The organism is Pseudaeromonas pectinilytica, from assembly GCF_054780855.1.
This window is the reverse complement of record NZ_BAAGVN010000307.1, coordinates 1-14,557: the sequence shown is the minus strand read 5'-3', so window position 1 is coordinate 14,557 and position 14,557 is coordinate 1. Positions and strand designations below refer to the sequence as shown.

Sequence of the window (14,557 nt, the reverse complement as noted above, 5' to 3'; positions counted from 1 at the left end):
GCCCATTCGGCAGGCCGTCAACTAAGCCCGCCCGGCGGGTTGGGGAGCGAGTATCCGACTTTGGATTTGATCAACAAGGCCGATCCAGACCGAAATGGCGAGGCAGCCCATCAATCCATCACGAGACAATTCGACAACGCTTAAAAAAACAATCTCCGCCATGAGCTGTCACGGCTCGCGATAGGCCGTTATATCCTTGCGGCACACCCTGTCAGCAAATCAACCAGCGCTTGTCATCATCATTCGAATTTATACAAACGACATCGCTGGCAAGATACTTTAGCGTTATATCCAGCCACACAATTCAATATTCCATTCAGCGCCGAACAATAAAACAGGATAATCACATAACAATCAACACTTAAACGCAACCCTTTCAAAAACAATAAATTAATAAAAGTCGGTATATAATTTCTAGGGGCAAATCGGTTATTGCACATTTGTTGACAAAATAATCAATGGTTATTTACATCATCCTGTTCTGTTTTCATATCCATCATTTTTATCGCCATAAAAACCGCATTAGTCGAATGGTTATGCTGCCACTAATCGCAGCAGCCAATGCCACGCTTGCTGCCTAGTATCTCGCTCCATCCACCATGGATTTCAGGAGCCAAGATCAATGCCCAGCCATCACCACGACACCAGCGTTGCTCCGAAAGAACGCATCAACATCAAATACCAGCCAGCAACTGGCAACCATCAGGGTGACATCGAACTCCCGTTGGCCCTACTCGTGGTCGGTAATTTACGCGGCAATCAAACCATGATTCCGCTGGAACAACGCAGTTGCATCAACATCGATAAACAGAATTTCAATGCGGTGATGAAAGAGTCGGCGCTACAGCTGGCATTTGCGATCCCCAACCACCTGCAAGGCGCAGAACAGAGTGAACTTCCCATTACCCTGCAGTTTGAATCGCTCGCCGACTTCACGCCGGACCGTATCGCCCAGCAGGTGCCGGAACTGCACAAATTGCTGCAACTGCGTGAAGCTCTGGTCGCCCTCAAAGGTCCACTCGGCAATATTCCAGCGTTTCGTCAACGGCTATGCGAGCTGCTCGGAGATCCGGAAACCCGAGATCAGTTGCTCCAGGAAGTGTCGCTCCTGAATTTGGCGCCCTAACAGGCCCGCTCCTTCAAGTCTGATTCCCCAATGCCAAGGATGCATCATGCCCCTGACCACCCCAGCACCACTTGCCCACTCATCGCCTTCCTTGCTGAATGACCTGCTCTGCCAGGCGCGCCTGATGCCTGACGATGAGGGATATGCCATTACCGGACGCGGCGTCGCCGCCCTGATGGCTCATGTCAGAGCCTCGGATCCCGTCCGGGAGACGGTGAACAAGACCCGGATCGATCACTTAATCGTTGAACTCGATCGCCAGATGAGTCGACTGATGGATGAAATTCTGCACGCCCCGCCATTTCAGGAGCTCGAGTTCTCCTGGCGCGCCCTCAAGCTCCTTGTCGACCGTACCGATTTTCGCGAAAACATCAGTATCCAACTGCTGCATGCGACCAAAGAAGAGCTGCTGGATGACTTTGAATATGCCACCGAGCTGACTCAATCCGGGTTCTATCAGCACCTCTATGCCAGTGGTTACGGTCAGTTCGGCGGTGAGCCAATCGCTGCCGTGATTGGCGACTACGCCTTTAATCACTCAGCGGCGGATATCAAGTTGCTGCAATATCTGGCAGCGGTCGGCGCCATGGCTCACGCCCCGTTTATTGCCTCGGCGGCGCCCAGTTTTTTCGGCCTCGACAGTTACAGTGAGCTCCCAGCCATCAAGGATCTGAAGTCAGTCTTCGAGGGCCCCGCCCATACTCGATGGCGCACTCTGCGCGAATCGGAAGATGCCCGTTATCTGGGATTGACGGCTCCGCGGTTCCTGGTCCGACTGCCCTATGATCCAAGCAATAATCCCATCAAGGGATTCCACTATCAGGAACAGACCAGCGCCGACCATCACCACTATCTGTGGGGGAATACAGCATTTTTGCTGGCCACAGCGCTGACCGACAGCTTCGCTCGCTATCGCTGGTGTCCCAATATCATAGGGCCGCAAAGCGGAGGCGCTATCCATGATTTACCCGTCCATCTCTTCGAGGCCATGGGGCAGTTGCAGGCCAAGATCCCGACGGAAGTACTGATCACCGATCGTCGGGAATACGAGCTCGCCGAAGAGGGATTTATCGCACTGACCATGCGCAAGGAGAGTGATAACGCCGCCTTCTTTTCGGCCAACTCGGTGCAGAAACCCAAAGTATTTCCCAATACCGAAGAGGGGCGACAGGCGGCGACCAACCACCGGCTGGGCAGTCAATTACCCTATCTGTTCATCATCAATCGCCTGGCGCACTACCTGAAAGTTCTGCAACGCGAGCAGTTGGGAGCCTGGAAGGAGCGCCAGGATCTGGAGCGCGAGCTCAACGGATGGATCCGTCAATACGTGGCCGACCAGGAAAACCCTCCCGCCGAGGTGCGCAGTCGTCGCCCTCTGCGCAGTGCCAGTGTCCAGGTCTCCGAGGTGGAAGGCGAGACAGGCTGGTATCAGGTCAAACTCGCCGTTCGCCCTCATTTCAAATACATGGGCGCTAGTTTCGAACTCTCACTGGTTGGTCGACTGGATAAGGAGTAACTCGCATGCCCAACTCATCAGCCCCACGCCCCCGACTACTTGAACGATTGATCCAACGGGAACCCGGATCCGTCGATGAACAGGTCGCCAGCGCTCTGCAATCCATCCAGCAGCATCTGGAATTACTGCTCAATAGTCGGCCCGACAGCTGTCGTGGCGCACCCGCATTGGGTTTGATCGACTTCAATGCAACTGCTCTGGGTTGCGCCGATCTGCGTACCCGGCTGGCGGAGGAGATCCGGCAGTGCATCACCCACTACGAACCCCGTCTGCAACAGGTCCGAGTCTCCCACTCCGAGCGCCTGGAGCCGAGTCGGGATCCCCTAATACTGCAATTCCAGATCGAAGGGCAGATCCGTTTTGCCGAACAGGCCCGGCATGCCAGCTTTACCCTGCAACTGGACAGCAACCGTCGTTACCGGATGGTGAACTGATGCGTATGGAGCACTATTTTCAGGCAGAGCTCCGTTACCTGCGGGAGCAGGGGCAGGCCCTCACCCAAGCACATCCCGAGCTGAGTCATTATCTGGCCGGGCCTGGGGCAGATCCGGATGTGGAGCGACTGCTGGAAGGCGTGGCATTTCTCACAGCCAGTCTGCGAGCTCGCATGGATGACAGCTTTCCCGAGCTAAGTCTCGGGGTGCTGCAACTGGTCGCGCCCCAGCTATTGCGCGTCATTCCGAGCCTGACCATGATGCAATTCCTACCCATTCCCCACACCATCAGTCAACCGATGCGACTGGAAGCGGGGTGTGAAGTCGCAAGTGCTCCGATAGATGGCCGGAGTTGCCGCTTCCGTACCTGTCGACCAGGCTGGGTCTATCCCGCCGATGGCCAGTTGAACCTGGATCCGACACGCCTCTCACTCACTCTGACGCTGAAGCTGCACACCCAGCTCTGTCAGAGCAAACTGGAGCTGGGGAAACTGCAGCTATACCTTGGCGATGAACAGCCTGCAGCCTGTGAACTCTATCTTTGGTTGCGTCAGCACCTTCGGCAATTAGTGATCGAAACCGAGTCCGACAACTGGCCGCTACACCCCAGTTGCTTGCAGGCCTGTGGCTTTGCTCCCGCAGATGCCTTACTGCCCGAGCCGGATGACCACATCGACGGCCACCGCCTGTTGCAGGACTATTTCAGTTTTCCCGCCGCCTTCCTGTGTTTCACCCTCGCGCCGGATCTACCACCACTGGCCCCCAAGCCCGTCGCGCAGGTTCGCCTACGATTCGAATTTCAGCAGCCGTTGCCCGGCCATGTGCACATCACGCCCCAAAGCATAATGCTCAACTGCATTCCGGCGGTGAACCTCTTCCCGCTCGATGCCGAACCGATCCATCGACATGGCCGACATCACGACTACCCGCTGCATCTCTCTCATCAGGCCCCTGATGCCTACGAGCTATTCAGCATTGACAGCGTGCAGGGCTGGCGCCACCCCATACTCAGTCGTGAACGAAATAACCAGAGTTGCACTCAGAAAAATCTGCGGGAGTATCAGCCTTTCCACCGATTTCAACAGCCGCCATCGCCACCGCAAACCGCGGCGGCACAGCCCCAGTACAAGATCAATCAAAGCGCTAAGGTGTCGGGACAGGGGCTGAACTACCGTCTGAGCTTCATCGAGCCAGAGCCGTCACAAACTCTGCGTCAGGAGGAGACCATCTCGATATCCCTGACCTGCTGCGACCGCCAGTTGGCATCCAAAATACCGCCTGGAGCTCTGCATATCGCCACAGGCAGCTCGCCGAATTTTGTCCGGTTTCATAATCTGCTGCGCCCAACCAGGATCCGTTACCCGGCATCGAACGATCAATTGCACTGGCAATTGCTGAACAATCTATCCCATCACTACCTTTCCCTGCTGGAGCCGCAACGGCTGCAGCAATTATTGAACTGTTATGACCGCCAGGATGATGCCGACCAGCCATCCCACAACCGGGCGCGGATTACCGCAATCGAGCACATCAGCACCCAGCCCATAGAACGACTCCATGATGGCTTACCGATCCGCGGACTCCATACCAGGCTGAGCATCCATGGCCAACCTTTTGGCGGCGAGGGGGAGCTCTATCTATTCGGCAGTGTGCTGGCTCACTTCTTGGCGCACTACGCCAGTATCAATAGCTTTCATCAGTTGGAAATCATCAATCTCGATGCCCAGAGCCGCTACCAATGGCCCGCCACCCTCGGGAGGCAGCCGCTGTTATGAGCACCCGCCCCCTGACACAATTAGCCCATCATGCGCACGCCTACCATCTCGGGCCATTGATTGAGCAGTTGCTAGCGCTGCTGAAGATAGACCCGGAGCAATTGCCGCAGCCGGATCGATTGCAGCTTCGGGTATCGCCCGGACTCGGTTTTCCCTGTGCCGATGTGCTGACTCTGGATATCAAATCCAGCCCCCGACTCGAGGTCGGGTTTCTCGGGCTGCACGGCAGTCAATCGCCCTTACCCGGTTATTATCTGGATGAACTGGCTTGGCAGCATGCCCACCAGCAACCCCGACTGATCGCCTTGCTGGATCTGTTTCATCATCGCTGGCTCATGTTGCTGTACCGGGGCTGGCGCAAATACCGTTATGAACTGCGCTTCCGCGCAGGTGCGGATCCACTTTCCCGCTGCCTGCTGGCCATGCGCGGCGATCCCGGTTTGCCACTCCAGCCTGAGCAGTGGCTGGCCAACTCTTGGTTACGCACAGCCCCGGCACCATCCGCTGCGGCACTGTGCAGCCTGATCCAGCACAGCCTGCAACTTCCGAGTGTGCAGATGCAACCCTGGCAACGGCGGCAGGTCCCCATCCCTGCGGGCCAACAAAACCGTCTGGGAGTGCAAGCCTGTCGGCTCGGTCATGATGGCCTGCTGGGCAGCCAGATAGCCGATTGCGCCGGTAAATTCCGCTTGCGACTGAAACAACTCTCACGACAGCAGTTCTATCGCCTACTGCCCAACGGCGACCTCTATCAACGACTCAAACACCTGGTCATCCAGCAAGTACACGCCCTGCTGGCCTAGGATCTAGTCCTGGAGCTGGCCCACGATCAGGCCCCCTTGTGGCAGTTGGGAGAGGATCCAGAAGTCCGGTTGGGCTGGAGTAACTATCTGGGTCATCCCCATCCAACCCCCAGCTTACGGCTCAGCGTCGAGGAGTAACCCCTATGCGAAACAGTCAGCGGCGGCAACTCGCCACAAGCCTCCTGCTCGTCACCACTCTGTTGGGCCTGCTGTGCGGATGTAGCACGCTGGGAAAACTGGGGCAGGTACTCATGAACCCGGATATTCAAGTCGGCGATAGCCAATCCCAGCCCTCCACCGTCAGCATCACTTTGCTCGCCGAGCCGGATGTCAATGCCGATGCCGAGGGCACTGCGCACCCGATTGCCCGGCAACTGGTGCAGTTGGCGGAAGAGTCCCGACTATTGGCCAGTGACTATGACCAGATACACCGAGATCTGCCGGCAGCGCTGGGCAAGAACTATCTCGATCATCAGGATTACAGCCTGCTTCCCGGACAATTTCGCTACCTAGCCGCCATGCCCCTTCAGGATCAAACCCGCTATCTGGGGGTGATTGCGCACTATGCCGACCCGGAACAGGCCCAATGGCGGCAGTTGATCAAGCTAACGCCCATGGGGCATCACTATCACCTATTAATCCAGCTGCAGAACCACACCATTAGCCTGCAACGGGATGAGGAGTAAGCATGTCGTCTCACAATCGCGTGGTCTGGCACGAGGGGTTATTCATTCGCCCCCAGCACTTTCAGCAGCAGGAGCGGTACTGGAATGACCAACTGCATCAGCGGGTTACCGCACTCGGAAACTTCTGTTATGGCGTATTGCAGCTGCAATTAAGTCAGGAACACCTGAGCATCGGCCAACTCGCACTGGTGCAGGGCAGCGTGCTATTCGCCGATGGATCCTTCTGTCACTTTCCCGATGAAGATGCGATCCCCGCTCCGCTGCTATTGCCGCCCGATACTCGCGCTAATCAGGTGATCTACCTAGCGTTGGCGCTGGATGGCCCAGGCACCACAGCTACAACCATGAGCCGCTATCAGCAACATACCCATCCGGTTGCTGATCGTCAGGCTCAGAGCGTGGCACCAGAGGCGATCACGCTGCAGCGGTTGCAACCCAAGCTGCAGTTGGAGGAGCAGGGAAATACGGACCATACCCGGATCCCCATCGCCCGCCTGCTGGGGCACAGCAGTGACGGCAGTCTATTGCTGGATCCGGACTTTATGCCATGCAGCTTGGTCGTACGTGCCATCCCGACCTTACAACGCGCCTTGATCGAAGTGACTGGGCTCCTGACCACGCGCGCCCAGAGCCTGAGACAGCGTCTGGCCACGCCGCACCAGCAAGAAATTAGCGAATGGCATGATTTTTTACTGTTGCAGCTACTGCAACGCTATCAGTTGCTACTCCAGCATTTACAACAGCTTCCACAACTGCACCCGGAGCGACTGTTCTCAACCCTGTTGCAGCTCCATGCCGAGCTGGCCACCCTGATGAGCGAGAGTCGACACCCCTCTGCCATCGCGAACTACCAGCATCAGGATCCGGGGAGCTGCTTTATCCCGCTGCTAAACGCCATTCGAGCTTCCTTGGGCACTATGGTTACCCCGCGTGCACTAGCCCTGCCACTGCAGGCCGCGGCATTCGGTATTCGCCAGGCCTCCTTGCATGAAGCCATGGCGCTGGGTCCTATCGCCCTGGTTCTGGCGGTCAAGGCACAGTTACCGGTAGAGCAGTTACAGCAGCAATTTCCTCTGCAAAGCAAAATTGCCGATCCGGAGCAGATCCGGGAGCGGATCGCCTTACAACTGCCCGGCGTAGCGTTGCGGCATTTGCCGGTAGCCCCCCGTCATCTGCCCTACCACGCCGGATTCAGCTACTTCGAACTGGATCAACAGCATCCTGACTGGACCCCGCTGATCCGCAGCGCCCAACTGGCTCTCCATGTGGCCGGTGAATTCCCAGGTCTGGAGCTGCAGCTCTGGGCAATCCGCGACTAAGACTGGCGACAGGAGAATCAAGATGGACATGATCGACTCAACCGTGCACCAACGGCTGCCCACGCAATCCGGCATCCGCTTAGCCGGTGCCGCACTGGCCGATCTCACCCAGTTCCGACAGCCAGCATCTGCGCTGCGCTGGCCCTCTGCGGCTCCCGTTCAATCCTGGACCGAGAATCGATTGATCGAATCGGCCCGCCCCCTGTTGAATTTGATGGTGAATATCCGGCAGCAGTACCGCCCCGAGCAAGACAGCGGCTTGTATCGACAAGTGGCAGACGAGATTCAGCAGTTGGAAGCGCACCTCAACATCCAAGGCATCGAGACCCAAACCTGGGTCGACTGCCGCTACGCCTTGTGCTGCTCGCTCGATGAAGCCGTGATGAGTCAGCCCTGGGGACATCAGGGGGCCTGGGCCGGTTACTCGCTGCTGACCCGGTTTCATAACGAAAGTTGGGGTGGTGAGCGCTTCTTCATCCGCTTGTCAGAACTGATGACGGCTCCTGAACGCCACCGCGACGTGCTGCAGTTTTTCCTGATATGCCTGGATCTAGGTTACGAAGGCCGTTATCGGGTCTTGCCACAGGGGGAAGTAGCACTGCGGCAGTTACGTCAACGTCTGCATCAGCAATTGTATCCAGCCCCGTCGACTACCTGCACTCTGCACTTGATCTCCCCACCACAACCCAAGCAGCACCATGCCGAGGCCCCGCTCTCTCTACTGCTCTATGCCCTGGCTCTGGTACTGATCCTGATGTTGGTTTTCCTCTGTTATCACCAGAGCTTGCATCAGCAAAGTCAGCAGATCCTGCAGTTACTGATGGCAAGCCTCGCCGCCGGGAGTCCGTTATGAGCCAGAGCATGACTAGGCCGATGTCCCGGACTATGCCACCGCATGAACAGGTTGTAGCGGAGCGGTTGCTGATGGAAATCCAGCGACATTACCAGCCGGATGACATCTTGTTCGGTCTGCCGCACGCAGAAGGTCAGCGTATCGAGTGGCGGTCGGCATCGGTCAGCGGATTATCGTCCTCATCAGGGATGCAGAACGGTTGCCACCTCTGGTTGCACCATCTGCAACAGAGTGGCACTCAGGGTTGGGCACGTCTAAATAGCAGCCCGCTGGCCCGGATCCAGCAGCATGGTTCCGCACTCTCGCCCACCATCGCCGATGGCGGAGTTCTGCTGTGTGCCCTGGGAAATTCAAACCACTGCTGGGGCTTACTGGCACTGTTTGGTACGGCAGCGCGGATCCGGGATTGGCAGCAAGACGCCTCACTGCAGCAGCAGCTGCGCTTAAGCCAGCAACATTACCAACAAGGGATGACAGCAGCCGCCAGTCCGACCGCTGCAATCGACAGCGAGGGCCACTTGCCGCCGCTGTGCACCTCCGAGATGAAGCCCTCACTCGCGAGGAGCCCAGGGGTTAAGGCCCAGGAAGTTAAAAACCAAGGAGAACATTCCCCGTCGACCAGCTTGCTGGAACAACGACTACTCGGCCAATCACGGCACACCCATCTGCTCCGTCAGCAGGTACAGCAAGCCAGTCAGCATGCGTTATCGGTTCTACTGTTGGGCGAAACGGGTACCGGCAAGGAGGTGGTCGCCCGGTTGTTGCACGATCTGTCCCCGCGCAAGCACGCGCCCTTCATCGCCATCAACTGCGCCGCCATTCCAGAGAATCTGATCGAAAGCGAGCTCTTCGGTTTTCAAAAAGGCGCCTTTTCCGGAGCTTCGGCGCCACAAGCTGGCCTGCTGGCTCAAGCTCACGGCGGAACCCTGTTTCTGGATGAAATCGGTGATATGCCGCTGACCATGCAAGCCAAACTGCTGCGCGTTCCGGAGAGTCGCCGCTATCGTCCCTTAGGATGTTCGCAGGAACAACCGAGTGAATTCCGGCTGATCGCCGCCACCCACCAGCCACTGGATCAGCAGATCACCGAGCGACGCTTCAGGGTCGATCTCTATCATCGGTTGTGCCAGTGTCAAATCCAGCTGACGCCGTTACGGGAGCGTCCGGATGACCTGCCACCTTTGAGCCTGCACTTCATCCGTCAATTCTCACAACAGCATCACCGCCTGTTACCTGGATTGGCGCCGGATCTGCTCTCCCGGCTAAGCGGCTATGGTTTTCCTGGCAACGTCCGCGAACTCAAGAATCTCTTGGAGGTGGCCTGCGCCCACACCGAGGATGGCGCTATCGTGCAGTGGCACAACCTGCCCCCGAGTTGGCAACAGCGCCTGCAAACCATCCAGGAACATGGCGATAGCTACCAGCATATCCGCGATCTGCGACTGGCCCTGCGCCGTTTCGAGGCCGAAGTCATCCGCGCCCGTCTCGATTTCTATCAGGGGAATCGAGGATTGGCGGCAGCCAGTCTGGGCTTACCCAAACGCACCCTGGACCATAAATGCCAAAAGCTGGAGTTACGATGAAACGGCTCCTCTTCATCGGCTATGTCTGCCTCTGGCCCGGGATCATCACCTCGGCATCTGAACTCGCCGCAGGGCAACAGCACGCCATCACAAGGTGCTACCGGCTGTTATCACCCCTGGTTCGGCTGACTTGTTACGATCAGCAGGTCCGCAATCTGGAGTCAAATGCGAGTCAACATAGACCCACCATTGCATTCGCTGAGGCCAAGCTAACATCCCAGGTCTCTCCGGTGACAGTATCAGCGTTTGAGCTGGATATTCAGCCCGACGCGCTCTCGCTGCAGCAACGCATCCCGGGAGCGCGCCTAAGGATCCGTTGCCAGCAGCGGATCACCCATCTGTCCGTGCATCTGGATCAGCCGCTCCCTGTCGCCGCCACCGCCCCCGCACTGCTGCTGGATGATCAACCATATCCAGTCCACTGGTTTTTGCGCCAGCAACGGCAAGTGCTGGAATCGGGCCGCGGCCTCCCGGCCATCGCCCAGCTCAAGAGCTGGTTGGGTGCTGAGCAGGTACAGTTCAAGCTCGACCCCGCACCGAGCCTGCAATTCGACCTGCACGGTTTGTCGACGGCCATAGCGCCATTGCGACAGGAGTGTCACTGGTGATCGACCAACATCCACTCTCGACGAGCGCACCTCTGGTACCGGATGCAATAGGAAGCGGAGCAAAGCTGCATCCCTGGTGCCTGCGCCTGCTAACCCCTCTGGCGGAGCAGCCGGCTCTGGCCTCATCAGAACCCGGATCTCCGATCACGACGGAGGGTTTTCTGGCTGATGCACGTTGGGAATATATTGAAACAGCCATGCTCAAACTAGGCAGTCTACAGCATGAACAAGTGGATATCCCCCAGGTTTGCGAATTTGCGCTGCAACTGCTGGAACAGAGCAGCAAGGATCTGCGACTGGTCACTCAATTGCTACGCGCTCTGCTGCAGACCACCGATGCGGCAGATCTCACGCTCGCTGTACAGTTATTGCAACTCTGGTTGCAACACTATGCGGCGCCATCTGCCAGCGCTAGCGGACATAGACAACAACGACTGTTGCAACAAAATCTGCAGCGCTTGCAAACGGCCTGCTGGCGACTGGAGCCACTCCCGGTGCAGCAACGGCAACAATTAGAACACCATGCCCGTCGGCTTGAGGATCTCTGCCTCGCCGATGACAATACCCTGCTAGCCGCCGCTAGTCAGCAGCTGCGTCAGGCCATACAACAGTTACCACATCAGGACCCAGAAGCCGCAGTCAGCAGTAACACTCATCCGGCAGCCACAATATTCGCCGTTGCCCCAGAAGAGATGACATCCAGCCCAACGACTGAGCCGCCAGTCTCGCTCCCGGTCATCAACCTTGAGTCGATGGCGGTATTCGCAACGGCCGATCCTCAGCCATCGCGGGCCCGACGCCAGGCGCTGCTGGAGTTGGCCTCGCAACTGATCCAGCACGATACCGCACACCCGATTGGGTATCGGCTACGACGCTATGCGCTCTGGAGCGGGATCGAGACCTTACCCAGCCACTCGGCGCAGCAACGCACCCAACTCGCGGCTCCCGATGCAGACCGTCGACATGACTATCGACAGGGGCTGGCGACACCAACCGTCGAGTTGTGGCAGCAGATTGAACAGAGTCTGACGCTGTCGCCCTTCTGGCTGGAGGGACACTGGTTATCGGCGCAAGCAGCCCGGAGCCTGGGTTATCCAGCCATTGCCCGCGCCATAGCCGAGGAACTGCATCAGTTGTTGCAACGACTGCCCGGAATCGAGCATCTGGCCTTCGCCGATGGTACGCCCCTGCTCAGCCCAGAAGGAGCCCAGTGGCTGCATCACAGCAACCCTATCGCCACGACATCCAGCGAGGACAAGTCATTACCGGCCGATATGGCCAGTATCGAGCAGGCGCTGCAACACAGCCCTTCACCTGAACAACAGTTTCAGCTGTTACTCGGCATGGCTCGATATATGGAACAGGAACAAAACACTGCCATCGCCGCTCACTATTACCGGTTACTGCAGCAGCATGCCCGGCAGTTGAGTCTGGCTGAATGGAACCCGCAACTCTTGGCACAACTGGCCGCACACTGCCAACGCTGCCCCATTCCAGAACCGCACGATTAGGACCCCTCCCCATGGTGACACTATCGACTCTGATATCCCGTATCTGCCGCCCCCTCGCTGCCAGACCCTGGCGTTGGCTAGCCAGCGTGTGGGCAAGCAGTCTGCTCCTGCTCTGGATCTGGAAACCACTCACCCAGACCCACATCAGTTGGCTCGACACCTGGCAGTGGACCCAAGTCTGGCTCTGGCTGCTGCTCGGCGGTATGGGGCTGTTTTTTTATCGGCGGCGAGCACAGTTACCACCGCAATCCGCATCCTCATCAGCCGAATCCCCGACAGCGGAGCTCGGCTGGCTCACAGCGCTCGGTCGGCAACCGGAGCAGCAGCAAAAACCCTGGTACTTGCTCCTCAATCCCATGGCCCTGGATAGCGAGGCATGGCTGCAACAACTCGATGCGGACTCTGCGTACCCAACCTCTTTAGGTAAGGTGCAGTTCCATAAAGCACATTCCGGATCGGCACAGTGGCAAGCCTGGCTGGGCGCTGAGGCAACACTACTCGAACCCCGAGCCCAGGATTGGGCACTGGATGAATCATCGGACGATGACGCCTGGCCACAACTCTATGCGGCACTGCGTCAATGCCGGCCCCGTCGTCCACTGCATGGCATACTGCTATTACTGGATCCGGCTTGGCTACTCAGTCCAGAGCAACACGCCAGCAGAGAGACCCGACTGCTCGCTGCTCGTCTGCAGGAAATCGCCGAGCAGTTGCAGATCCATCCCCAGCTTTACTGCTACATCACTGGACTGGAGGCGCTGGAGGGATTCACGCTCTGGTCTAACGCTCTCCCCCCCGATAGCCAACAGCAGCTGATCGGTGTGCAATTCAGTCAGCACAGCCATCACTGGCAGGATGAACTTCAGAGATTTTGGCAGCACTGGCGAGAGCAGTTGGCTCATTCCTTACCGTCATTGCTGCTCAGCCACGACCAACCCTACCGGAGATCGAGCCTGTTCCGTCTGCAGCAGCAATTAGCAGAGCTGCAGCTTGCCAGCGGCCGCTGGTTGCAGCAGTTACTCCAATCCCAGTCACAGATACGGCTGCGAGGTTTTTTCCTGGGCAGTCATGGCGAGCCGTTGCCAGCACCGGAGCCGTTTGCTCAATGGTGCAACGGGATCCCGACGCTGACTCATACCATCAACGACCATTACCGGCTACAGAGCGCGAGCGGCGTACCCCTGCCTCATGACAAACCGAGGCCAGGGTTTATTGCCCGGTACTGGCAGGATATCGTCTTGCCGGAAGCAACGCTGTGCTCGCCAGCCCTAAGCTATGCCCGCCATCACCGCATGCAACGGCGCGTCCTGCTGAGCATTATGCTCCTCGGCTCTTTGGCCATGCTCGGCGGTTGGCACTATTTCTACCAAGTCAACCAGGCTCGATTGCAGCAGTGGCTAACCCGACTGACGCCCACTCTGCCAATGGACTTATCAACCCATCCGACGCCGAACAATGATCTGGCTCGCCAGGTGTTGATCCTGGATAACCTGCTGGATGCCCAGCTAGGGCAAGCCGTACCGCCTTCGACACCACTCCTGGATCGTTTCAAAGAGATGGGGCTTTACCAGGGAGGAGTACTACAGCAAGGGATGCAGAATCGTTATCTGGTCCAGCTGGAACATCAGCTATTGCCCCGTCTGATGCGCATCCTGGTTCAACAAATGGACCTCTCCGCCAGTCAGGAGAAACTACAATGGCTGACTTTGATACGGTTGCTCGATGCCCCCCCAAGCAACCGCCCAGAATGGTTGACCCGTTATCTGCACCAGCAGATGGCAACTCTGTTCGATACGGGTCACCCAGCCCACGGCATCCTAGATAAACTCGGGCAACAGCGGCTGATCCGCCATGTGCAGATGGCATTGCAATACACCCGTTGGGCCGACAAGCGCACCGCCGGAGACCCATTGGCGCGAGCCGACTACACCCCATTTGCACGGGCTGTTCATCTGGCACAAACCGAGCTACAGGCGATTCCAGCCTCCCAGCGTCTCTACCAACAATTAACGGCGATGGCCGCAGCGGAACTGCCGGAGCCAGTGGATCTGCGCCAATTGCTCTGGCCACATGCCGATCCGGAACATGAGTTTGCCAATGCACTGGGTACCGATGTGCCGCAGACCGATATGATGAGCTCCGATGCACCGAGTGCCAACACAAACTATCGCGAGGGAGCTGGACTCGAACTACCAGTGGTCAGCACTCAGGATGCGGCGCTGCAACTGCCGCGGTTATTCACCATCCAGGGCTGGCAATATTTGACATCCTCCCCCACCTTCGCGCTTCGCGTCTCAGGAGGGGGATTCCCATTACTGGGTGATAGCTGCTCGCGCAGTACCT

General features: G+C 57.8%; 12 protein-coding genes. All 12 read left to right on the top strand.

Annotated features, from left to right (window positions below; all coding sequences use genetic code 11):
* The first annotated feature begins 622 nt into the window (after positions 1–622).
* Complete coding sequence (gene tssB / locus ACYVG7_RS12625) at positions 623–1,126, top strand: type VI secretion system contractile sheath small subunit (RefSeq protein WP_460883450.1); 504 nt, start codon at positions 623–625, stop codon at positions 1,124–1,126.
* A gap of 46 nt (positions 1,127–1,172) precedes the next feature.
* Positions 1,173–2,642, top strand: a complete 1,470-nt coding sequence (gene tssC, locus ACYVG7_RS12620; RefSeq protein WP_460883449.1) for a type VI secretion system contractile sheath large subunit — start codon at positions 1,173–1,175, stop codon at positions 2,640–2,642.
* Positions 2,643–2,647: 5 nt separating this feature from the next.
* Positions 2,648–3,076 (top strand): type VI secretion system baseplate subunit TssE, encoded by a 429-nt coding sequence (tssE, locus tag ACYVG7_RS12615; protein WP_460883448.1) that lies wholly within the window; start codon positions 2,648–2,650, stop codon positions 3,074–3,076.
* Positions 3,076–4,851 carry a type VI secretion system baseplate subunit TssF gene (gene tssF / locus ACYVG7_RS12610; protein WP_460883447.1) on the top strand — a complete coding sequence of 592 codons (1,776 nt, stop codon included), beginning with the start codon at positions 3,076–3,078 and terminating at the stop codon, positions 4,849–4,851. Before tssE ends, tssF begins: the two co-directional genes overlap by 1 nt.
* Positions 4,848–5,654 carry a type VI secretion system baseplate subunit TssG gene (gene tssG / locus ACYVG7_RS12605; RefSeq protein ID WP_460883446.1) on the top strand — a complete coding sequence of 269 codons (807 nt, stop codon included), beginning with the start codon at positions 4,848–4,850 and terminating at the stop codon, positions 5,652–5,654. Before tssF ends, tssG begins: the two co-directional genes overlap by 4 nt.
* A gap of 143 nt (positions 5,655–5,797) precedes the next feature.
* Complete coding sequence (tssJ, locus tag ACYVG7_RS12600) at positions 5,798–6,340, top strand: type VI secretion system lipoprotein TssJ (RefSeq protein ID WP_460883445.1); 543 nt, start codon at positions 5,798–5,800, stop codon at positions 6,338–6,340.
* A gap of 2 nt (positions 6,341–6,342) precedes the next feature.
* A complete protein-coding gene (tssK, locus tag ACYVG7_RS12595; protein ID WP_460883444.1) occupies positions 6,343–7,659 on the top strand; it encodes a type VI secretion system baseplate subunit TssK in 1,317 nt (438 codons plus the stop codon).
* A gap of 22 nt (positions 7,660–7,681) precedes the next feature.
* Complete coding sequence (icmH, locus tag ACYVG7_RS12590; protein WP_460883443.1) at positions 7,682–8,512, top strand: type IVB secretion system protein IcmH/DotU; 831 nt, start codon at positions 7,682–7,684, stop codon at positions 8,510–8,512.
* A complete protein-coding gene (locus tag ACYVG7_RS12585) occupies positions 8,509–10,095 on the top strand; it encodes a sigma-54 interaction domain-containing protein (RefSeq protein WP_460883442.1) in 1,587 nt (528 codons plus the stop codon). Before icmH ends, ACYVG7_RS12585 begins: the two co-directional genes overlap by 4 nt.
* A complete protein-coding gene (locus ACYVG7_RS12580) occupies positions 10,092–10,703 on the top strand; it encodes a type VI secretion system-associated protein TagO (protein WP_460883441.1) in 612 nt (203 codons plus the stop codon). Before ACYVG7_RS12585 ends, ACYVG7_RS12580 begins: the two co-directional genes overlap by 4 nt.
* Positions 10,700–12,214: a type VI secretion system protein TssA gene (tssA, locus tag ACYVG7_RS12575; RefSeq protein WP_460883440.1), complete on the top strand. Its 1,515-nt coding sequence runs from the start codon at positions 10,700–10,702 to the stop codon at positions 12,212–12,214. The genes ACYVG7_RS12580 and tssA overlap by 4 nt, the downstream gene beginning before the upstream one ends.
* Before the next feature lie 11 nt (positions 12,215–12,225).
* Positions 12,226–14,557, top strand: a 2,332-nt coding sequence (locus ACYVG7_RS12570; RefSeq protein ID WP_460883439.1) for a type VI secretion protein IcmF/TssM N-terminal domain-containing protein, incomplete at its 3' end; no start/stop codon positions are given.